General features: G+C 73.8%; 17 protein-coding genes. 10 read left to right on the top strand and 7 right to left on the bottom strand.

Translation table 11 applies throughout. The annotated features are described in order from the left end of the window. Positions 1-4 precede the first annotated feature (4 nt). The 3 genes from QBL21_RS18080 to QBL21_RS18070 are packed head-to-tail and all read left to right on the top strand — an operon-like array spanning position 5 to position 4,264. A complete protein-coding gene (locus QBL21_RS18080; protein ID WP_407563240.1) occupies positions 5-2,248 on the top strand; it encodes an MMPL family transporter in 2,244 nt (747 codons plus the stop codon). Positions 2,249-2,255: 7 nt separating this feature from the next. Further along, complete coding sequence (locus tag QBL21_RS18075; protein WP_407563239.1) at positions 2,256-3,569, top strand: sensor histidine kinase; 1,314 nt, start codon at positions 2,256-2,258, stop codon at positions 3,567-3,569. After that, positions 3,566-4,264, top strand: a complete 699-nt coding sequence (locus tag QBL21_RS18070) for a response regulator (RefSeq protein WP_407563238.1) — start codon at positions 3,566-3,568, stop codon at positions 4,262-4,264. The genes QBL21_RS18075 and QBL21_RS18070 overlap by 4 nt, the downstream gene beginning before the upstream one ends. 3 nt (positions 4,265-4,267) lie before the next feature. Here the strand turns inward: QBL21_RS18070 and QBL21_RS18065 are convergent, their stop codons facing one another. The 5 genes from QBL21_RS18065 to QBL21_RS18045 form a co-directional block, all read right to left on the bottom strand. After that, positions 4,268-5,464 carry an FAD-dependent monooxygenase gene (locus tag QBL21_RS18065; protein WP_407563237.1) on the bottom strand — a complete coding sequence of 399 codons (1,197 nt, stop codon included), beginning with the start codon at positions 5,462-5,464 and terminating at the stop codon, positions 4,268-4,270. After that, entirely contained in the window at positions 5,461-6,843 is a 1,383-nt protein-coding gene (locus tag QBL21_RS18060) for an MFS transporter (RefSeq protein ID WP_407563236.1), read from the bottom strand. Before QBL21_RS18060 ends, QBL21_RS18065 begins: the two co-directional genes overlap by 4 nt. Before the next feature lie 221 nt (positions 6,844-7,064). Beyond that, on the bottom strand, positions 7,065-8,021 hold the full coding sequence (locus QBL21_RS18055) for a TIGR02452 family protein (protein ID WP_407566462.1): 957 nt from the start codon (positions 8,019-8,021) through the stop codon (positions 7,065-7,067). A 28-nt stretch (positions 8,022-8,049) separates the two neighbouring features. Further along, positions 8,050-8,757 carry a lysophospholipid acyltransferase family protein gene (locus QBL21_RS18050; protein WP_407563235.1) on the bottom strand — a complete coding sequence of 236 codons (708 nt, stop codon included), beginning with the start codon at positions 8,755-8,757 and terminating at the stop codon, positions 8,050-8,052. An 84-nt stretch (positions 8,758-8,841) separates the two neighbouring features. Further along, positions 8,842-10,068: an acyl-CoA dehydrogenase family protein gene (locus QBL21_RS18045; protein WP_407563234.1), complete on the bottom strand. Its 1,227-nt coding sequence runs from the start codon at positions 10,066-10,068 to the stop codon at positions 8,842-8,844. A gap of 157 nt (positions 10,069-10,225) precedes the next feature. Here QBL21_RS18045 and QBL21_RS18040 point away from each other — a divergent pair, with 157 nt between their 5' ends. From QBL21_RS18040 to QBL21_RS18020, 5 genes are all read left to right on the top strand, one after another. Next, positions 10,226-10,891 carry a TetR family transcriptional regulator gene (locus QBL21_RS18040; RefSeq protein WP_407563233.1) on the top strand — a complete coding sequence of 222 codons (666 nt, stop codon included), beginning with the start codon at positions 10,226-10,228 and terminating at the stop codon, positions 10,889-10,891. A gap of 178 nt (positions 10,892-11,069) precedes the next feature. Beyond that, positions 11,070-12,308, top strand: a complete 1,239-nt coding sequence (locus tag QBL21_RS18035; protein ID WP_407563232.1) for a MurT ligase domain-containing protein — start codon at positions 11,070-11,072, stop codon at positions 12,306-12,308. Positions 12,309-12,335: 27 nt separating this feature from the next. Further along, positions 12,336-13,064 (top strand): type 1 glutamine amidotransferase, encoded by a 729-nt coding sequence (locus QBL21_RS18030; RefSeq protein ID WP_407563231.1) that lies wholly within the window; start codon positions 12,336-12,338, stop codon positions 13,062-13,064. Positions 13,065-13,172: 108 nt separating this feature from the next. Continuing rightward, complete coding sequence (locus QBL21_RS18025) at positions 13,173-14,108, top strand: cytochrome c oxidase assembly protein (protein WP_407563230.1); 936 nt, start codon at positions 13,173-13,175, stop codon at positions 14,106-14,108. 119 nt (positions 14,109-14,227) lie between these two features. Continuing rightward, positions 14,228-14,398: a hypothetical protein gene (locus QBL21_RS18020; protein WP_407563229.1), complete on the top strand. Its 171-nt coding sequence runs from the start codon at positions 14,228-14,230 to the stop codon at positions 14,396-14,398. Between the two features lie 24 nt (positions 14,399-14,422). Here the strand turns inward: QBL21_RS18020 and QBL21_RS18015 are convergent, their stop codons facing one another. Then, on the bottom strand, positions 14,423-14,605 hold the full coding sequence (locus QBL21_RS18015; RefSeq protein WP_407563228.1) for a hypothetical protein: 183 nt from the start codon (positions 14,603-14,605) through the stop codon (positions 14,423-14,425). 259 nt (positions 14,606-14,864) lie between these two features. Here QBL21_RS18015 and QBL21_RS18010 point away from each other — a divergent pair, with 259 nt between their 5' ends. After that, positions 14,865-15,740, top strand: a complete 876-nt coding sequence (locus QBL21_RS18010; RefSeq protein WP_407563227.1) for a hypothetical protein — start codon at positions 14,865-14,867, stop codon at positions 15,738-15,740. A gap of 57 nt (positions 15,741-15,797) precedes the next feature. Here the strand turns inward: QBL21_RS18010 and QBL21_RS18005 are convergent, their stop codons facing one another. Further along, positions 15,798-16,859, bottom strand: coding sequence for a LacI family DNA-binding transcriptional regulator (locus QBL21_RS18005; protein WP_407563226.1), 1,062 nt, complete (start codon positions 16,857-16,859; stop codon positions 15,798-15,800). Between the two features lie 133 nt (positions 16,860-16,992). Here QBL21_RS18005 and QBL21_RS18000 point away from each other — a divergent pair, with 133 nt between their 5' ends. After that, complete coding sequence (locus QBL21_RS18000; RefSeq protein ID WP_407563225.1) at positions 16,993-20,247, top strand: glycosyl hydrolase 115 family protein; 3,255 nt, start codon at positions 16,993-16,995, stop codon at positions 20,245-20,247.

Genomic DNA, 20,247 nt, shown 5'->3' with positions numbered 1-20,247 from the left:
AGAAGTGGCGACATATCTCTACCGGATCGGGCGGTGGGCCTTCCGGCGGCGCCGGCTCGTCGGTGGCACGTGGCTGGTCGCCCTGGTGCTGGCCGGCGTCGCCGCCGCCGTGGCGCCGGCCGGGGAGGAAGAGGACCTCTCCATGCCCGGCACCGAGTCGCAGAAGGCGTTCGACCTGCTCGACCAGCGCTTCCCCGACAACAACGCGCAGGGGGCCGAGGCCCGCCTGGTGTTCCAGGCCCCGGACGGGCAGCGGGTGACGGCGCAGGAGAACAGGGCGGCCGTCGCGGACGCGCTCGGCTCGCTGGACGGCGGCGAGCAGGTCGCGTCGGCCACCGACCCGTACGAGGCCGGTGACGTCAGCGAGGACGGCACCGTCGCCTACTCCACGATCACCTACACCGCCGACGCCGTCGACCTGACGGGGCCGACGAAGAGCGCCCTGGAGGGCGCCGCGGACCAGGCCCGGGACGCGGGGCTGACCGTGGAGATCGGCGGCTCCGCCCTGGATGCGGAGGAGGAGCCGGGCGGGACGACGGAGATCATCGGCGTGGCGGTGGCCGCGGTGGTGCTGGTCCTCGCCCTCGGCTCGCTCGTCGCCGCCGGACTCTCCCTGCTGACCGCCTTCGCGGGTGTGGCCATCGCCTTCGGCCTGGTCTCCGCCCTGGCCGTGCCGCTGGGCCTGACGTCCACCGTCGCCATCCTGGCGCTGATGCTGGGGCTGGCGGTAGGCATCGACTACGCGCTCTTCATCACCTCCCGGTTCCGCGACGAACTCGCCCGGGGCAGCGAGCCGGAGGAGGCCGCGGGCCGGGCGGTGGGCACGGCCGGGTCCGCCGTGGTCTTCGCCGGCGCGACCGTCTTCATCGCCCTGGTCGGGCTGGGCGTCGTCGGCATTCCCGAACTCACCAAGATGGGCATGGGCGGCGCGGGAGCGGTGGCCCTCGCCGTGCTCGTGGCGCTCACCCTGGTCCCCGCGATGTTCGGCTTCGCCGGCCCGCGGGTGCTGTCCCGGGCCGCCCGCAAGGCCGCCCGGCGCGCCGGGGGACGTCCGCACGCGGTGCCCGCCGCGGCCGGCCGGCCCGGTCTCGGCGTCCGCTGGGCGCGGTTCGTCCTGCGGCGGCCGGTGGCCGTGCTGCTGGTCGCCGGGCTCGGCCTCGGCGCCGTCGCCGTACCGGCGCTGAGCCTGGAACTCGGTCTGCCGGGCGACGAGTCCAAGTCGGTCGAGACCACCCAGCGCCGCGCCTACGACCTGCTGTCGGACGGCTTCGGCCCCGGCTTCAACGGCCCGCTGACCGTGGTCGTCGACACCTCGGAGGCCGCGGACGCCGAGGCGGCCACCGATCTGGTCGGCACGACCGTACGGGACCTCGACGGCGTCGCCTCGGTCGGCGACCCGGTGCTCGACAAGGAAGGGGAGACGGCCGTCCTCACCGCCGTCCCGGAGACCGCGCCCAACAGCGGCGAGACCAAGGACCTGGTGAACTCGATCCGCGACGCCGCCGCCGGTGTCGAGGCAGACACGGGCGCCGCCGTCCTGGTCACCGGCACCACCGCGATGAACATCGACATCTCCGAAGCCATGTCCGACGCCCTCGTCCCGTATCTCACCGTGGTCATCGGCCTGGCGGTGCTCCTGCTGATGGTGGTCTTCCGCTCGATCCTGGTCCCGCTCAAGGCCGCGCTCGGCTTCCTGCTGTCGGTCGGTGCCGCCTTCGGCGTCCTCGTCGCCGTCTTCCAGTGGGGCTGGGGTGCCGGTCTGCTCGGCATCGAGCAGACCGGGCCGGTCATGTCGCTGATGCCGATCCTCGTCATCGGCATCGTGTTCGGCCTCGCCATGGACTACGAGGTCTTCCTCCTCACCCGGATGCGGGAGACGTACGTCCACGGCGCGTCGCCCGGCGAGGCGATCGTCAACGGGTTCCGGCACAGCGGCCGGGTGGTGGCCGCCGCGGCGATCATCATGATCAGCGTCTTCGCCGGATTCGTCGGGATGAGCAGCCCGACCATCCAGACGATGGGCCTGGGCCTCGCCGCCGCCGTCGCCTTCGACGCCTTCGTGGTCCGGATGGCGATCGTGCCCGCGGTCCTGGCGCTGCTCGGCCACCGGGCCTGGTGGCTGCCTCGTATCCTGAACCGTGTGCTGCCGAACGTGGACATCGAGGGCGAGGCGCTGAGCAGGCGGGTCCCCGCCCCCGCGAGCGGGCCGGACGCGGCGGTGCCGCGGCTGCCCATCGGCCGGCACTGATCCGGCCATGACGAACACGGGCGGCGGCGGCCGGCGACCACGCCGTACGTGGTGGCGGGAAGCGGCGGTCATGGCGACGGCGTTCACGCTCTGCCTGCTCGGCGGCGTGGTGCAGGTCGACGACAGGCTGGCCCCGCCGCCCGCCGCCGCCTATCTCATCGCCGTGGCGTCCTGTGCCGTGCTGCCCGTACGGCACCGGGCGCCCCTGGCCGCCCTGGCGGCCACGACCGCGGTCGGGCTGCTGGTGCCGCCCCTGGGCCTCCTGCTGAGCCCGCCGATCATGGCCCCCGCCGTGATCGCCGCCTACGCCTACGCGCTCCACGCCCGCACCGAACTGCGCGCCGCGGGCGTGGTGTCGGTCGCCTCCGCGGCGCTGCTGCTGGCCACCACCCCCTGGTTCGAGGACCTGTCCTGGCAGGACGCGAGCCGGATGGGCTCGGTGGCGGCGTTCCCGCTGGTGGCCGGCGTGCTCGGGCACTCGGCGCACAACCGGCGGGCGTATCTGTCGGCCGTGGAGGAACGGGCCCGGCGGGCGGAGAAGAGCCGGGAGAGCGAGGCGCGCCGCAGGGTCGCCGAGGAACGGCTGCGCATCGCCCGGGAGCTGCACGACCTGGTGGCCCACCAGATCACCCTGGCCAACGCGCAGGCCACGGTCGCCGCCCACCTCTTCGACTCCCGCCCCGAGCAGACCCGTAAGAGCCTGGCGGAGCTGATCCAGACGACCGGCGACGCGCTCGACGACCTGCGCGCCACGGTCGGACTGCTGCGCCAGTCCGGGGATGCCTCCGAGCCCGCAGAACCGGCACCCGGACTGTCCCGGCTGCCCACGCTCCTCGAATCCTTCGGCCGCGCGGGTCTGGCGGTGTCCCTGGACCAGGAGGGCCCGGCCAGGCCGCTGCCGCCGGGGGTGGACCTCACCGCGTACCGCATCGTCCAGGAGGCACTGACCAACGTGACCAAGCACGCCGGCACCGGCAGCGCCCGGGTGCGCCTCGTGTGGAACCGCGACCGCGTGACCATCACCGTCGCCGACGACGGCGGAGGCGGCGGCGAAGGCGCCCGTACGGCACCTGCCGCGGGCGAGCGCGCGCCGGGCTACGGTCTGATCGGGATGCGCGAACGGGCCACCGCGGTCGGGGGACGGCTCTCCGCGGGCAGCCGCCCCGAGGGCGGCTTCCTCGTCTCCACCGAACTGCCCCTGCCGCCCGCCAAGGACACCCCGCGCGCGATCGAGCCGGCGGCAACCGCGCAGGGGCGTACGACCGGCCAGGAGACCGAGGGCGAACGGACGGGCGACGAAGGGACAGGGGAGGCGCCGTGACGCTACGGGTACTGCTCGCCGACGATCAGGCGCTGCTGCGCGGCGCCTTCCGGATGCTCCTCGACACCGCCGACGACATCACCGTCGTCGGCGAGGCCGCGGACGGCAGGGAGGCGGTGAGCCTGACCCGCGAACTGCGCCCGGACGTGGTGGTCATGGACATCCGCATGCCCGAGGTCGACGGCCTCAGCGCCACGGCGGAGATCGCCGCGGACCCCGGGCTGCGCGGCAGCCGGATCCTGATCCTCACCACGTACGAGACGGACGAGTACGTCGCACAGGCGCTGCGCGCGGGAGCCGGCGGCTTCATCGGCAAGGGCATCGGGGCCGAGGAACTCGTGGACGCGGTCCGTACGATCGCCGCCGGCGACACCCTGCTCTCGCCCGCCGCCACCCGCTCCCTGGTCGCCCGCTTCCTCGCCACCCCGGACGACGCCCCGCGGCACCACCCCGAACGGCTCGCCGTGCTCACCCCGCGCGAGCGCGAGATGGTGGCGCTGGTCGCCACCGGGCTGTCCAACCAGGAGATCGCCGAGCGGATGTTCCTCAGCCCTTTCACGGTCCGCGCCCATGTGCAGCGCGCGATGACGAAGCTGGAGGCCCGCGACCGGGCCCAGCTCGTCGTCATCGCGTACCGCACGGGCCTGGTGCACGCCTCGCCGGAGGGCGACGGCGACGGGGAACGCCCGGCCTGACGGTCACGCCGGCGGTACGAAGTCCGGCAGCGCCAGGCCCGCATGGGCCGGCCGCGCCGGCGCGGCGGGCATGGTGACAAGGCCGCGCAGCATGGTGTTGCGCCGCTCCAGGGCCTTCGCCGTCGTGGGGAAGAGCGTGGCGCCGCCGATGTCGACCAGCGCCTGGTTCGCGGCGACGAAGTCGCGCAGGCCGCGTTCGTAGGCGGCGAAGGCCGACGTGTGGCCGGGGTTCGCGGCCAGGGCGTGGGCGAGCATGTAGGCGCCGGCGAGCGCGAGGCTCGTGCCCTGGCCGGTCAGGAACGAGGGCGCGTACGCGGCGTCCCCGACGAGCGCGACACGGCCACGGGACCAGCGGGGCATGCGGATCTGGCCGGCCGTGTCGAAGAACACGTCGTCCGCGTCGCGCATCGCGGCGACCATCCCGGGCACCTCCCAGCCCGCGCCCGCGAAGGCGTCGGCGACCAGGTCCCGCTGGACGTCCGGGTCCCTCAGGTCGCCCGGCGGCGGCTGCCGCCGGTGGAAGGTGAGGAAGGCGTGCACCTCGTCGTGGGCGCCGACGGCGTAGAGGGCCGCGGCCTTCCCCGGGGCGTTCCACAGCATCAGCTCGCGGGTGAGACCGAAGGTGTTCGGCATGGTGAACAGGGCGAAGCAGTAGCCGAGGTAGCGGTGGAACCCCTCCTCGGGTCCGAACAGCGACTCCCGGGTGCGCGAGTGCATCCCGTCGGCGCCGACCACCAGGTCGAACGTACGCCGCCGCCCGCTGCGGAACGTCACGTCGGCGCCCCGCCCGGAATCGTCGAGGCGGTCGACGCGGTCGCCGAAGAGGAACTCCACGTCGTCGCGGACGAGCGCGTACAGGCTCGCGGCCAGATCCCCGCGGCGCACCTCCAGGTCCTTGCCGTCGGCACCGCCGGCGACGGCCCGCGGGCTGACCGAGGCCACTTCGCCGCCGTCGGCGTCGAGGAAGGTGAAGCGGCGCGAGTCGATGTGCGCGTCCCGCAGGCGCGGCAGTATCCCCATCCGCCGGACCACCTCGACCGCCGTGCCGCGGATGTCGATCGGGTAGCCGCCGCCGCGGAGCGCGGGGGCCTTCTCCACCACCGTGACGGCGAACCCGGCCCGGTGCAGCCAGTAGGCGAGCGCGGGTCCGGAGACGCTCGCCCCGGAGATCAGCACCTTGCGCTTCTGGAACCTGCTCATACGCGGGCCTCCTTCTTCGTGATACGGACAGCGAGCAGTGAGAGCGCGGCGACGAGGCCGGCGACGGCGAAGCCGGTGACGAAGGCCGACTCGGCCGGCAGGCCGGACGCGCCGGTGCCGGCGTCGAGGATCGCCCCGGCGATCTGGACGCCCATCGCGACGCCGATCACCCGCGTCACCACGAGCAGGCTGGTGGCGATACCGGTGTCGCGGGCATTGACCGCCGCCGCGGTGCGGGCGACCAGGGCCGTCGTACCGACGCCCGCCGCGAACGCCGCCAGCACCTTCGCGAGTACGAGTTGCCAGGCCGAGGTGTGCAGCGCCGCCAGGGCGGTCATGGTGACCACCGTGACGACGGCGCCCGCCAGGACCACGGCGCGCGGCCCGAACCGCCGCGCCGCGACCCCGCCGACCGAGTCGCTCACCGCTCCGGCTATGGCGCCGGGCAGCAGATACCACCCGATGCCGGTGGTGTCGGCCCCGAAGCCGTACCCGTCGGCCGGCAGCGCGAACAACTGCGGGAGCAGGAAGACCACCATCCCGAGGCTGGTGGTGATGACGAAGGTGAGGAGGCACGCGTGCCACATCACGGGCCTGGCCAGCATGCGCAGGTCGACCATCGGCGCGACCGCCCGGCGCTCGACGGCGACCCACGCGGTGCCGAGGGCGATCACGAGCAGCCCGAGGGCGCCGATCGCGGCAGGCGGCAGACTGTGCCGCGTCGCGGACACGAGCCCGACCATGAAAGCGAGTAGCGTGCCGCTCAGCAGCACCACGCCCGGCCAGTCGATGCCCCCGCCCGGGTCGGCCGGCGGATCGTGCGGCATCACCCGGGCCACCGCCAGCGTCGTCGCGATGATCGCGAGCGTCGGCAGCACGAAGATCCACTGCCACGACAGGGCGTCCGCGACCGGTCCGGCGAGCGTCGTCCCCGCGATGCCGCCGCCGGTGAACAGGGCGATGACCACCCCGATCGCGGCCTGCGACTCCGCCGCGGGGAGGTGCTTGCGTACGAGGATGAAGGACAGCGGCAGCGCGCCCACCATGACGCCCTGGAACACCTGGCCGAGCAGCAGCACAGGCAGGTTCGGCGCCAGGCCGGCCAGCAGACCACCGGCCGACACCAGGGTCATCAGTGCGAGCAGCACCCGCTTGCCGCCGTAGCGGTCGCCGAGTTTGCCCGCGACGGGTGTGACGACCGCGCCGGTGACGAGCAACGTGTTGGCGACCAGCGCCCCTTCGGAGGGGCTGACTCCCAACTCGTGTTGCAGCAGGGGGAGCGCGGGCTCCACCACCGACTGGAGGGTGCCGAGGGCGAGGGCCAGTAAGCCGAGGGCGCCGATCGGCAGCCTCCCGATCCGGGCAGGGGTAACCGCCACCTGTAGATCACTCCAGACACCGTGGGGAAGGGAAATGCGCGGGATTCGCGCGCTTTCCACACTTCCTTCCGGCGCCTCGCCGGGCATCGTCCGGCGCCACCGTCTTCCTCTGGTGCGCCCGGACCAGCGCGGCACGGATCCTGGTGCCCATGCACCACAGGCGGAGACGAACCGGGACGGAACCGGGCGCAGTTGCCCCGGCGCATGGCTCGGTCTGGGGTTCAGCCCGCGGCTGAGCCGGTGGCGAACGCCGCCTCGAAGGCCGCCCGGTTCGCCGAATTCGGCTGCCGGTCCCACACGGCGAACACCAGCCGCGGGAACCGCCCCGCGAAGCGCCCGCCGGGCTCCAGGTGCGTACGGAACGCCGCCGCCACCTCGGCCGGGTCGTTGCGGAACACCCCGCAGCCCCACGCGCCCAGCACCAGCGCCGTCACCTCCGCGAGCGCCGCCACCTCCAGCACCCGTTCGGCGCGCCCGGCGAGCGCGCCGGGGATCCGGCCCGTCTCCTGCGGCGTGCGCTGGGCGATGACGCCCGCGTTGGGGGCGGCGGAGGTGAGGAAGTCGACCTCGTACGGCGCGTCGAGGAGCGCGCCCGCGTCGTCGCGGAACACCGGGACGGCGGGGGAGTGGATGACGCGGTGGGTGTAGAAGGGGCTGCGGTCGGCGCGGTGGGCGGCGTAGAACTCCGGGGCCCGCAGCAGCGCCGGGTAGAGCGTGGAGGCCCGGCACAGCTCCTCCTCCTGCGCGCGGGCGCCGTTGACGTAGCCGCCGCCGGGGTTGCGGGCGGAGGAGAAGTTGAGCACGCCGACGCGCCGGGCCCCGGCCGCGACGAGCCGCCGGGCGGCGGCGAGCGAGGTCTCGGCGGTCACCTCGGCGGGCCCGGCCGGCGGCCCGTCCGCGGTGGCGGCCCCGGCGCCGGCCACCGGCCCCGGCCCGTACATCCGGGTGCCGTCCGCGGCCCGCGCGGCGGCCTCGCCGACGGCCACCCACCGGCCCGCGGCCGTCTCGTACCCGCCGTCGGCGAGGATCCGCTCGTTGTCCCGCGCCACCTGGCGCAGCCGCGCGCTCACCGGGCACCGCCCGGGCCGGTCCGTACCGTGCCGCAGGCCGCCGGGGCGGCGCGGTCCGCTGTCCTCGTCATGCCAGGACGGTACGCACCGGGGCCGGGCCGCGACCACCGGTTTCCGCACGGCGGCCGGTGCCCCTTCAGGCCGCCGCGGGCGGGTTCTTCTTCGCGGCCTCCTGCTGGGCCTTGGCGTCGGGGGCGTAGAGGTCGACGTACTCCTGGTTCGACATGCCGAGGATCGCGTACATGATCTCGTCGGTGACGGCCCGCAGCACGGCCTTCTCGTCCTCCAGCCCGGCGTACCGGGAGAACTCCAGCGGCTCGCCGAAGCGGATCGTGACCCGGCCGATGCTGGGGATCTTCTTCCCGGGCGGCTGCACTTCACGGGTGCCGAGCATCGCGCACGGGATGACCGGCACGCCCGCCTTCAGCGCCATCGCCGCGACCCCGACCCGGCCCTTGTACAGCCGGCCGTCGTGCGAGCGGGTGCCCTCCGGGTAGATGCCCAGCAACTCGCCCTTGGCCAGCACCCCCAGGCCCTCCTCGATGGCCGCCTGCGCCGCCTTGCGGCCCCGGCGGTCGACCGGGATCTGGCCGATGCTGTGGAAGAACCCGGCGGTCAGCCGCCCCTTGAGGCCGGGGCCGTTGAAGTACTCGGCCTTGGCGAGGAACGTGATGCGCCGTTTGAGCATCACGGGCATGAGGAAGTGGTCGGCGAACGACAGGTGGTTGCCCGCGACGATCGCCGCTCCCTCCTGCGGTATGTGCTCCAGGCCCTCGATGCGGGGCCGGAACAGTGGCCGCAGCAGCGGCGTGAAGAACAGGTACTTCAGCAGGTGGTAGATCAACGCGCCCTCGCCCTTCCCCCGATCGGTCGTCGTGCGCTCGCAGGGTAGCCGCGCGGCGCCCGCCGGGGGAGAGGGCCGGCGCCTTCAGCGGATCGGGACACCGGCCAGGGTGCGGGCGATGACCAGCCGCTGGATCTCGCTGGTGCCCTCGAAGATCGTGTAGATCGCGGCGTCGCGGTGCATCCGCTCCACCGGGTACTCGCGGGTGAAGCCGTTGCCGCCGAGGATCTGCATCGCCCGCGCGGTGACGTCCTTGGCCACCTCGCCCGCGAACAGCTTCGACATCGAGCCCTCCGCCGAGGTGAACCCCTTGCCGGCGCTGGCCATCCAGGAGGCCCGCCAGACCAGCAGCCGGGCGGCGTCGATCTGGGTGCGCATGTCGGCGATCTGGAAGGCGATGCCCTGGTTGTCGATGATCGGCCGGCCGAACTGGACGCGCGTCTTGGCGTACTCCAGCGCCGTTTCGTACGCGGCGCGCGCGATGCCCACCGCCTGCGCGCCCACCGCCGGGCGGGACGCCTCGAAGGTGGCCATCGCCGCGTTCTTGACCCGCTCGCCGCCCGACTTCGCCCGCTCGCGGGCCCGGGCCAGCCGCTCCTGGAGCTTCTCCCGGCCGCCCAGGAGGCACGAGCCGGGCACGCGCACGTCCTCCAGCACCACCTCGGCGGTGTGCGAGGCGCGGATGCCGTGCTTCTTGAACTTCTGGCCCTGCGACAGACCCGGCGTGTCCGGCGGGATGATGAACGAGGCGTGCCCCTTGGTGCCCAGCTCCGGGTCGACCACGGCGACCACGACGTGCACGCTGGCGATGCCGCCGTTGGTGGCCCAGGTCTTGGTGCCGTTCAGCACCCACTCGTCCTTGGCCTCGTCGTAGACGGCGCGGGTGCGCATCGCGGAGACGTCGGAGCCGGCGTCCGGCTCGGAGGAGCAGAAGGCGGCGAGCTTCACGTCGTCCACGTCGCCGTACATCTGCGGGATCCAGGTGCCGATCTGGTCCTCGGTGCCGTTGGCCAGCACGCCGACGGCGGCGAGCCCGGTGCCGACGATCGACAGGGCGATGCCCGCGTCGCCCCAGAACAGCTCCTCCATGACCATGGGGATGCTCAGTCCGGTGGGGTCGAAGTACTGCTGCGCGTAGAAGTCCAGGGAGTACAGGCCGATCTTGGCCGCCTCCTGGATCACCGGCCAGGGGGTCTCCTCGCGCTCGTCCCACTCGGCGGCGGCGGGGCGGATGACGTCGGCGGCGAAGCCGTGCACCCACTCCTGGACGGACTTCTGGTCCTCGTTGAGCTCGAACGTGAACTCAGACATTGCGCCTCCGCAGCCTTTGCATTCGTTACCGTCGGTAACGTAAGTCTGTTACCCGTGAGTAGACGCTGTCAACTCCCGTACGCCCTCGGGGCCCCGCGGCGGGGGTGCTAGGTTGCGCAGGCATTCGGGCAATCGACCAGGCAGGGGAGCGGTTTCCATGGACAACCGGCGCGGCGAGAGGGAGCAGGCGACCGAGGACCGGCGCCGCGAACTGCTCGAAGCCGCGGACCGGGTGGTCCTGCGCGACGGGCCGGGCGCCTCGATGAACGCGATCGCCGCCGAGGCCGGCATCACCAAACCCATCCTCTACCGCCACTTCGGTGACAAGGGCGGCCTGTACCGCGCGCTCGCCGTACGCCACACCGACGCCCTGCTGGCCGCCCTGCGCGCCGCGCTGGACGCGCCCACCGGCCGGCGCGAGCGCGTCGAGGCCACCCTCGACACGTACCTCTCGGCCATCGAGGCGCGCCCGCAGGTCTACCGGTTCCTCATGCACCCCGCCGACGGCGGCGCCGCGGACGCCCCGGAGCCGGCCCTCTCCACCGAGCGCGACTTCGAGGTCGGCCGCCACTCCGCGCCGCTGCTGCGGCGCCTCGGCGAGGAGCTGGCCCAGGTCATCGCCGACCGCATCGACTTCGGCCCCGGCGGCGCGGTGATCGCCCGCGCCTGGGGACACGGCATGGTCGGCATGATGCACGCCGCGGGCGACTGGTGGCTGCGCGAACGGCCGTGCAGCCGCGCCGAGTTGGTGCAGAGCCTCGCCGATCTGCTCTGGGGCCGGCTCGCCGCCGCGGCGGACAAGGCCGGCGGCCCCGGGCTGTAGGGCCGCTGCGAAGACCGGCTCGCGGCCGCCGCGACGTGCCGGGATTCGGGGCCCGGCCCGTATCTCGATAGGCTGGCCGCTACCGCGCCGCGCCGCAGGCCGGGCAGCGGACGTAGGACACCGGAGCACGGCGGACGAGGGCGCACCGCGCACGGGCACGCGAGGAGGAGCTACGACGATGGCAGGCAACACGGAACCGCTGTCGCCACGGTCCAAGCTGGCCGTCACGGCGGGCAGGGCGGCAGCAGCGGTGTCCCGCGCCGCGGGCAAGGGCAGCGGCTCCGTGATCGGCGGCAAGGTCGCGCTCCGGCTCGACCCCGACCTGCTCGGCCGGCTCGCCGGCCACCTCGACGTCGTCCTCGTCTCCGCCACCAACGGCAAGACGACCACCACCCGGCTGATCGCGGAGGCCCTGCGCGCCTCCGGGCCGGTCGTCTCCAACGCGCTCGGCGCCAACATGCCCGCCGGCATCACCTCGGCGCTCGCCGGCGGCTCCGACGCGCGCTACGGCGTCATCGAGGTCGACGAGAAGTACCTCTCCACCGTCGCCCGCGACGTCACCCCCAAGGCCATCGCCCTGCTCAACCTCTCCCGCGACCAGCTCGACCGCGCCGCCGAGACCCGCATGCTCGCCGAGCGCTGGCGCGAGGGCCTGGCCGGCAACAAGGCGCTCGTCGTCGCCAACTGCGACGACCCCCTCGTCGTCTGGGCCGCCTCCTCCAGCCCGAACGTCGTCTGGGTCGCCGTCGGCCAGGAATGGAAGGACGACGCCTGGTCCTGCCCGTCCTGCGGCGGCGTGCTCCAGCGCCCCGGCGAGGACTGGCTCTGCGCCGAGTGCGGCTTCCGCCGCCCCGTGCCCAGTTGGGCCCTGTCCGGCGAGCACGTGCTCGACCCGCACGGCGCCGCCTGGCCGATCCGCCTCCAGCTCCCGGGCCGGGCCAACCGCGCCAACGCCACCACCGCCGCAGCCGTGGCCGCCGCCTTCGGCGTGCACCCGCAGACGGCGCTGGAGCGCATGTGGGAGGTCACCGCCGTCGCCGGGCGGTACGACACGGTGCAGTTCGGCGGTCGTGACCTGCGCCTGCTGCTGGCGAAGAACCCGGCCGGCTGGCTGGAGACGTTCTCCCTGATCGACCCCCCGCCCACCCCCGTGGTGCTGTCCGTGAACGCCCGCGGCGCCGACGGGACCGACACCTCCTGGCTGTGGGACGTCGACTACACCCGGCTGACCGGCCACCCGCTGTACGTCATCGGCGACCGCAAGCTCGACCTCGCCGTCCGGCTGGAGGTGGCGAACCAGAGCTTCCGCGTCTGCGAGCACATCGACGAGGCCGTCGCCGCCGCGCCGCCCGGCCGGATCGAGGTCATCGCCAACTACACCGCGTTCCAGGACCTGCGCCGCCGCGTCGGCAACTGATCCGTACGAGACGTAAAGGACCGCCCGATGAACGACAACAGCCTGCGCCTCGTCTGGGTCTACCCCGACCTGCTGTCCACCTACGGCGACCAGGGCAACGCGCTGGTCGTCGAGCGCCGCGCCCGGCAGCGGGGCTACGACGTCACGCGCGTCGACGTCCGCTCCGACCAGCCCGTGCCCGCCTCCGCCGACATCTACCTCGTCGGCGGCGGCGAGGACCGCCCGCAGCGGCTCGCCGCCGAGCGGCTGCGCCGCGACGGCGGGCTGAACCGGGCCGCCGGCAACGGCGCCATCATCTTCTCCGTCTGCGCCGGCTACCAGATCCTCGGCCACGAGTTCATCAACGACCTCGACCGGCCGGAGCCGGGCCTCGGCCTGCTCGACGTGACCAGCGGGCGCGGCCAGGCCGGCCGCTGCGTCGGCGACGTGCTGGGCGACATCGACCCGCAGCTCGGTCTGCCGCAGCTCACCGGCTTCGAGAACCACCAGGGCGTCACCCACCTCGGCCCCACCGCCAAGGCGCTCGCCCGGGTCCGCTTCGGCCACGGCAACGGCACCGGCGACGGCACCGAGGGCGCGTGGAACGGCAACGTCTTCGGCACGTACATGCACGGCCCCGTCCTCGCCCGCAACCCGCAGATCGCCGACCTGCTGATCCGTCTGGCGCTGGAGTCGCAGGGCCTGGCGCCGGTCGACGACCGCTGGTACGAGGCCCTGCGAAACGAGCGCATCGCCGCCGCCAGCGCCTCCCGCTGACGCAGCCGCCGGCCCCGGCACCAACCGCCGGGGCACCCCGGCGAAGCGCCCGAAGGGGCCGGGTCTAGCCTGAGTCAGGGCATCACCGGCACAAGGAGCGGCACCGACATGGACCACGGCGGGCACGGCGGCCACCTGGACCTTCCGCCGTTCACCCTGGGGCGCGGGCTGGAGTGGACCGGGGAGCCGGTCTTCCTCATCGGCTCCCTCGTCGCCCTCGCGCTCTACGGCTACGGGGTCGTCCGGCTGCGCCGCCGCGGGGACGACTGGCCGCTGGGGCGGACCGTCGCCTTCACCCTGGGCGTGCTGACGATCGTCCTGGTCATGTGCACGGGCCTGAACGACTACGGCATGGCCATGTTCAGCGTGCACATGGTGCAGCACATGGTGATCAGCATGCTCTCGCCGATCCTGCTGCTCCTCGGCGCCCCCGTTACCCTGCTGCTGCGCGCCCTGCCGACGGGCCGGCCCCGCTCCGCGGTGGCCTCGCTGCTGCACAGCCGCTATCTGATGGTGATCACGCACCCCGTGTTCACGATCCCGCTGTTCATCGCGAGCCTGTACGCGCTGTACTTCACCCCGCTCTTCGACACCCTCATGGAGAGCACCGCCGGGCACGTCGGGATGATGATCCACTTCCTGGTCGTGGGCCTGGTCTTCTTCTGGCCGATCATGGGCGTCGACCCGGGTCCGAACCGGCCCACGCACGTGATGCGGATGCTGACCCTCTTCGCGGGCATGCCGTTCCACGCCTTCTTCGGCATCGCGCTGATGATGGGCAGCGAGCCCATGGTGGACGTCTACAGCAACCCGCCCGCCTCCCTCGGCATCGACGCCCTGGACGACCAGCAGGCCGCCGGCGGCATCGCCTGGGCGTTCAGCGAGATCCCCTCGGTGCTGGTCCTCGTCGCCCTGGTCTACCAGTGGTACAACTCCGAGCAGCGCCAGGCCAGGCGCAGCGACCGCACCGCCGACCGCGACGGGGACAAGGAGCTGGCGGCGTACAACGCCTATCTGGCCTCGCTCCAGGCTCGCGAACAGTAGCCGTCCGGACACCCGGCGCTCCTTCGACTACCGCCATGGTCCGCGGCGAGGGACCATGGAGGGGACGTTGCGTGCGGCCGCGCGGGGACGGCCGCCGGATGGCGGCTGGTGGAGGCGGCATGGACAAGCCCGGTTCTGCGAAGGCCATGGTCGTGAGTACCGTGGCCGGGCTCGTGGTCATCACGGCGTACACGGCCTCGGTGGGCAGCAACGGATGGCTCTGGTTCGGCTGGGTCGTCCTGGGGCTCGCCGCGGTGGGAGTGGTGCTGACCGGAGGCTCCTGGAGATAGGCCCGTAGCCCCCCGCGGGCCGCTTCAGCCGGTCAGGAGCGTGCCGCAGCGGGTGCAGCGGACCGGAGGTGCGGTGTCGGCGAGCCGCCCGCACTCGGGGCAGACGCGTTCCAGCCAGCACACCGAGTCCCCGCCCTCGGGCCCGGCCGCGCCGGTGACGGCGGGCTCGGCCGCCGTCGCGGGCTCCCTCTCGTCCTCGTCTCCCATCAGCGCCCTTTCGCTTCCCTACGGGATCACCTGCCGGATCCCGTCTCCAGCCATTCACACCCTTCACGTCGTAAGCGGCCGGATTTCGAGGCCAGTTCGACGTCAATTCGTTACGGTACCGTAATCTGGGTAGTTGTCTGTAGCTGCATGCAACGACTCAGGTCGCCGAACCCCGCCGCGCGACGGCGGGGTTCGACCGTGGCCCGGTCCGCGCCTGCGCGCAGAGCCCAGTGCGTCGGTGTGATGACAGGGGTGACGGATGGCGGCCGGCACAGCGACTCTGGAGCGACCCACCTCGCCGGCGGCCCCGACCGCCCGCCCGGCCCCGGCGAGGCTGATCGAGCGCAGAACCGTCTGGTGGGCGGCCTGCCTGATCTGCGGCGGGCTCGCGGGGCTGCTCCTCGCCGTGGTCGGCACGCTGCGCGGCGCGCGGCCGTCGCGGCGGCGGGTGCTGATCGTCGTGTGGGGCACGGTGGTGCAGGCGGTGTTCGCGTGCGCCTTCGCCGTCCTGGGCCCCGGCGGCCAGATGCGGCCGTGCTCGGCCGCCGGGGAGGGCGGCGGGCTGTGGCAGACGGCCCGTACGGTGGTCAACGCGCCCGTCTCCGGCGCCGCGTTGCTGTACGCCGCGGGGGAGGGCGGCGAGATGTACCACTGCGCGGCCAACGGCACCACAGCGGTGATCCTCGACGACGGGTTCGCCCGCGCGGGCACGATGTACGGCACCGTCTTCCTCACCGACCAGCGGGCCGAAACGGAGTCGCCCCGGATGCGCCGGCTGTCGGAGCACGAGGCGCGCCACTCCGACCAGTGGGCGCTGGGGTCGCTGCTGGCGGGGCCGGCCGCGTTTCCCGCGCTGTACGCGGCGGACGAACTGTTCTTCCCCGGTGCGTACAACCACTTCGAGCAGGCGGCGGGCCTGGAGGACGGGGGTTACGACCCGCCGCCGGACAGCCCGCCGGCCGCGGGCCGCCTCGCGATCCTGTCTGTCGGCGTGCTCGTCGGCTACACGCTCGCGGTGAGCCCCGGCCGCCGCAGGCCGGCGCCCGTCGCACGCCCCGGCCCGGTGCCGGCGCTGCTGCACGAGCCCGGCGGCACCGGCGCGGCGGAGCCCGCGAAGGCCGCCGCGCGACCGTGACGGGACCGCGCAGGAAGGGCTGGCAGCTTCGAAAGTTTCGGCAATCCCGGGCCGCCGTCAGCGCTCCGGCGGCGGGGCCGTGCTGTTGCGGGTGACCAGGCTCGTCGCCAGTTCGACGCGGCGCGTGACCGGCTCGTGGCCGCGGCCGATATCGAGCACCAGCCGGGCCGCCGCCTCGGCCATCTCCGTCAGCGGCTGCCGCACGGTGGTCAGCGGCGGGCCGATCCAGCGGGCCACCGGCAGGTCGTCGAAGCCGACGACGCTGAGGTCGTCCGGGATGCGCAGGCCCAGCTCGCGGGCCGCCTCGTACAGGCCGAGCGCCTGGAGGTCGTTGCCGGTGAACACCGCGGTGGGGCGGTCGGGCAGGGCGAGCAGCTCGCGCCCGGCGACGTAGCCCGCCTCGTGGTGGAAGTCGCCCTCCCGGATCAGCCCCGGGTCCACCGGCAGCCCCGCGACGCCCAGCGCCGCGCGGTAGCCGTCGATACGGGCCCGGCTGCACATCATCGCCGGCGGCCCGCCGATCACGCCGATCCGGCGGTGGCCCAGGCCCACCAGATGGCGCGTGGCCGCCAGTCCGCCCTGCCAGTTGGTGGCCCCGATGGACGGCACGTCCTCGGCGAGGTCGCCGGCCGGGTCCAGTACCGCGAACGGGATGCCGCGCCCGATGAACTGCGCCCGCTGGTCGGCGGAGAGGTCCGACAGCACCAGGATGACGCCCGCGGGCCGGCGCGCGAGCACGTCCTCCACCCACGTCTGCCCCGGGGTGAGCCGCCCGGCGCTCTCGGAGAGCACCACGCCCAGCCGCTCCGCCCTGGCCACGTTCTCCACGCCCCGGATGACCTCCATCGCCCACGCGCTCTCCAGCTCGTGGAAGACCAGGTCGAGCAGCGGGGCCTGGCGCGCGCCGCCGCCGCGGCGCCGGTAGCCGTGCTCGCGCAGCAGGTCCTGGACCCGGGCGCGGGTGCCGGGGGAGACGTCGGAGCGGCCGTTGAGGACCTTCGAAACTGTCGAGGCCGACACCCCGGCGGCCTCCGCGACCGCCGCCAGCGTGGCGGTGGCCTGCGGCTCCTCGTCGGCCGCGGGGGCCTCTCCGTCGAACTGGACTCCAGCACCACTCATGACGGGATGGTAGCCCCGCCGCCCGCCGCTGCGCGATGTCTTGACCTTCCTCCGGTGCCACCCTAGGTTGCGCAGAAATATTCGCGATGATTTACGAAACATTGCCGTTTGCTCGGTGAAGGAAAGGCCCGGCATGGACAGCAGCGACCCCCGGCACGACCCGTCTCCCGCGTCCGACACCCCGCCCGGCGAGGCACCCCGGGCGGGCCCCTCCTCGGCAGACGCGGCCGACGACGGCGTCAGCAGGCGCGTCGTCCTCGGCGCCGGCCTGGGCCTCGGTGCGCTCGCCACGACCGCCGGCGGCGTCCTCGCGCTGCCGGGCACGGCCGCCGCCGCGGCGCCCGTGGCCCCGACGCGGCCGACCGACCCCGGCGCGTACATCGCCCACGGCCCGGGCCCCGGCCGGTTCCCGCTCGTCGCCGGCGGCCGGGCCGCACCGCTGGTCGCCGACGGCGACGACTTCCCCGGCGTCCTGCGCGCGCTGGGCGACCTGCGCACCGACCTGGAGCAGGTCACCGGCGTACGCCCCGCGCTCACCCGCGGCCGGGCGCCCGCCGGGCGCACCGCGGTCCTCGTCGGCACCCTCGGCCGCAGCCCCCTGATCGACGGGCTCGTCGCCGCCGGCAAGCTCGACGTGACCGGTGTCGAGGGCCGCTGGGAGACCTCGCTGCACCAGGTCGTGGAGGACCCGCTGCCCGGCCTGGACCGCGCCTTCGTCATCGCCGGCAGCGACCAGCGCGGCACCATCTTCGGCATCTACGACGTCTCCCGCGGCATCGGCGTCTCGCCCTGGTACTTCTGGGCCGACGTCCCGCCCCGCCGCCACGACGCGCTCTACGTGCTGCCCGGCCGGTTCTCGCAGGGCACCCCCGCGGTGAAGTACCGCGGCATCTTCATCAACGACGAGAACCCCGCCCTCGGCCGCTGGGCCCCCGGCTTCTTCGGCCCCGGCCACGCCGATGGCCACCCGGGCGGCTTCAACAGCGCCTTCTTCGCCAAGGTCTTCGAGGCCGTGCTGCGGCTCAAGGGCAACTACCTGTGGCCGGCCGTCTGGGGCCGCGCCTTCGCCGAGGACGACCCCGCCAACCACGCCACCGCCACCGAATACGGAATCGTCATGGGCACCTCGCACGAGGCGCCCATGATGCGCGGCATCGAGGAGTGGAACCGGCACGCCGTCCCCGCCGTACGCGACGAGGACGGCAACATCGTCACCGAGGGCCACGACCCGTACGGCGGCACGGGGGAGTGGAGCTTCGTACGCAACGAGGACGCCATCCGCGCGTACTGGCGCGACGGCATCCGCCGGATGACCGCCGAGGGCTTCGAGGGCGTGGTGACCCTCGGGATGCGCGGCAACGGCGACACCTCGCTGCCCGACGGCGACGGCATCGAGCTGATGGAGCGCATCATCGCCACCGAGCGCGGCATCCTCGCCGAGGAGCTGGGCGACGCGGCCGGGGTGCCGCAGGTGTGGACCATGTACAAGGAGGTCCAGCACTACTGGGACAGCGGCATGCAGGCCCCCGACGACGTCACCGTCGTCTTCACCGACGACAACTGGGGCAACCTGCGGCGCGTACCGGACGCCTCGCTGCCGCCGCGCACCGGCGGCTACGGGCTGTACTACCACTTCGACTACGTCGGCGGCGGACGCAACTACAAGTGGGTCGACACCGCCAACCTCGCCAACACCTGGGAGCAGTTGCACCAGACGTACGCGTACGGCATCCGGCAACTGTGGGTCGCCAACGTCGGCGACCTGAAGTCCAACGAGCTGCCCACCCAGTTCTTCCTGGACTACGCCTGGAACCCCGACCGCTGGCCGGCCGACGACCTGCCCGCCTGGGAACGCCGCTTCGCCGCCGAGAACTTCGGCCCCCGGCACGCCCCCGAGATCGCCGAGGTGCTGCACCGGTACGGCCGCCTCCAGGCCCGGCGCAAGCCCGAGCTGCTCAACCGCCGCATCACCCTCGACCCGGCAAAGGACCCGGCCACCGACCCCGCCGCCGTCGTCTACGACGACCAGGCCACACCCTTCAGCCGCGTCAACTACGGCGAGCTGGACCGGGTCACCGACGAGTGGCAGGAACTGGCGCGCACCGCCGACCGCATCGAGGCCCGGCTGGAGCACGCCGACCGGGCGGCCTACTTCCAGCTCGTCCGCTACGCCGTGCGCGGCACGGCCGTCGTCTACGCCCTGCGCCGCGCCGAGTTCACCAACCTCCTCTACGCCGCCCAGGGCCGCGCCGCCGCCAACCAGCTCGCCGCCGAGACCGACGCCCTGTTCGCCGAGGACCAGGCGCTCGCCGACTACTACAACCACACGCTCTCCGGCGGCAAGTGGCAGGGCTTCCAGACCCAGCCGAAGATCGGCTACGGCGACGTCGAGCGCTACGGCCCCAACGCCCCCTGGCAGCAGCCGGAGAAGGACAACGAGGCGCTGCCCGACGAGGTCTTCCCCGCCGTCGTGCGCATCGACCCCGCCCCCGGCGCGCTGCTCGGCGTGGCGGTGGAGGGCTCCGAGAAGTCGTGGCCGGACGCCGCCGGGCCCGCGGTGCTGCCGGCGGTCAGCCCGTACGACAGCGGCCCCGCCCCGTACATCGAGGTCTTCAACCGCGGTCGCACCCCCTTCGGCTACCGGATCGAGCCCGGCGTGTCCTGGCTGCGCGTCGACCGCCCGCGCGGCCGTGTCACCACCCAGATCCGCGCCCGGCTGCGCGTCGACTTCGCCCGTGCGCCCAGGGGCGCCACCACCGTGCCCATCCTGGTCAGCGGCGCCGGCCGCACCGTGGAGGTGCACGCCAGGGTGCACCGCCCGGCCGTGCGCCACGCCGCGCTCGCCGGCTTTGTCGAGGCGGGCGGCTGCGTCTCGGTGGAGGCCGACCGGCACACCCGCGCCGTCCCCGCCGCCGGGGTCGCCTGGCGCCGCATCCCCGACATCGGCCGCACCGGCAGCGGCATGGCGCCGCTCCCGGTCACGGCGGCCCCGCGGCCGGCCGGCGAGGGGCCGCGGCTGGAGTACACGATGACGCTGTTCACCACCGGCACGCTGCGCGTGGCCGCGTACCTGTCGCCGCGCAACAGCGTCCTCACCCCCGACGGGCTGCGCTACGCCGTCGCCTTCGACGACGACGCCCCGCAGACGGTGAACGTCACGCGGGTCACGGGCGCGGACGACGGCCGGATGAACCGCCAGTGGGAGCGCAACACCTCGGACAACGCCACCGTCACCGTGACCCGGCACCGGGTGACCCGGCCGGGCGTGCACGTGCTGAAGCTGTGGATGGTGGACCCGACGGTCGTGGTGCAGAAGCTGGTGGTCGACACCGGCGGCGTCCGCCACAGCTTCCTCGGCCCGCCGCCCAGCGTCTTCGTCAGGCGCTGA

The organism is Streptomyces sp. 184, from assembly GCF_045781775.1.
In the GTDB taxonomy this organism is placed as follows: domain Bacteria; phylum Actinomycetota; class Actinomycetes; order Streptomycetales; family Streptomycetaceae; genus Streptomyces.
The sequence above is the reverse complement of the archived record's forward strand: the minus strand, read 5'-3'. Positions and strand labels throughout refer to the sequence as shown.

Excerpts from the sequence above, each read along its gene's own strand:
- QBL21_RS18015 (WP_407563228.1), bottom strand. The coding sequence starts at position 14,605 with ATGGGAGACGAGGACGAGAGGGAGCCCGCGACGGCGGCCGAGCCCGCC.
- QBL21_RS18025 (WP_407563230.1), top strand. The coding sequence starts at position 13,173 with ATGGACCACGGCGGGCACGGCGGCCACCTGGACCTTCCGCCGTTCACC.
- QBL21_RS18020 (WP_407563229.1), top strand. The coding sequence starts at position 14,228 with ATGGACAAGCCCGGTTCTGCGAAGGCCATGGTCGTGAGTACCGTGGCC.
- QBL21_RS18075 (WP_407563239.1), top strand. The coding sequence starts at position 2,256 with ATGACGAACACGGGCGGCGGCGGCCGGCGACCACGCCGTACGTGGTGG.
- QBL21_RS18035 (WP_407563232.1), top strand. The coding sequence starts at position 11,070 with ATGGCAGGCAACACGGAACCGCTGTCGCCACGGTCCAAGCTGGCCGTC.
- QBL21_RS18010 (WP_407563227.1), top strand. The coding sequence starts at position 14,865 with ATGGCGGCCGGCACAGCGACTCTGGAGCGACCCACCTCGCCGGCGGCC.
- QBL21_RS18005 (WP_407563226.1), bottom strand. The coding sequence starts at position 16,859 with ATGAGTGGTGCTGGAGTCCAGTTCGACGGAGAGGCCCCCGCGGCCGAC.
- QBL21_RS18045 (WP_407563234.1), bottom strand. The coding sequence starts at position 10,068 with ATGTCTGAGTTCACGTTCGAGCTCAACGAGGACCAGAAGTCCGTCCAG.
- QBL21_RS18000 (WP_407563225.1), top strand. The coding sequence starts at position 16,993 with ATGGACAGCAGCGACCCCCGGCACGACCCGTCTCCCGCGTCCGACACC.
- QBL21_RS18040 (WP_407563233.1), top strand. The coding sequence starts at position 10,226 with ATGGACAACCGGCGCGGCGAGAGGGAGCAGGCGACCGAGGACCGGCGC.
- QBL21_RS18065 (WP_407563237.1), bottom strand. The coding sequence starts at position 5,464 with ATGAGCAGGTTCCAGAAGCGCAAGGTGCTGATCTCCGGGGCGAGCGTC.
- QBL21_RS18030 (WP_407563231.1), top strand. The coding sequence starts at position 12,336 with ATGAACGACAACAGCCTGCGCCTCGTCTGGGTCTACCCCGACCTGCTG.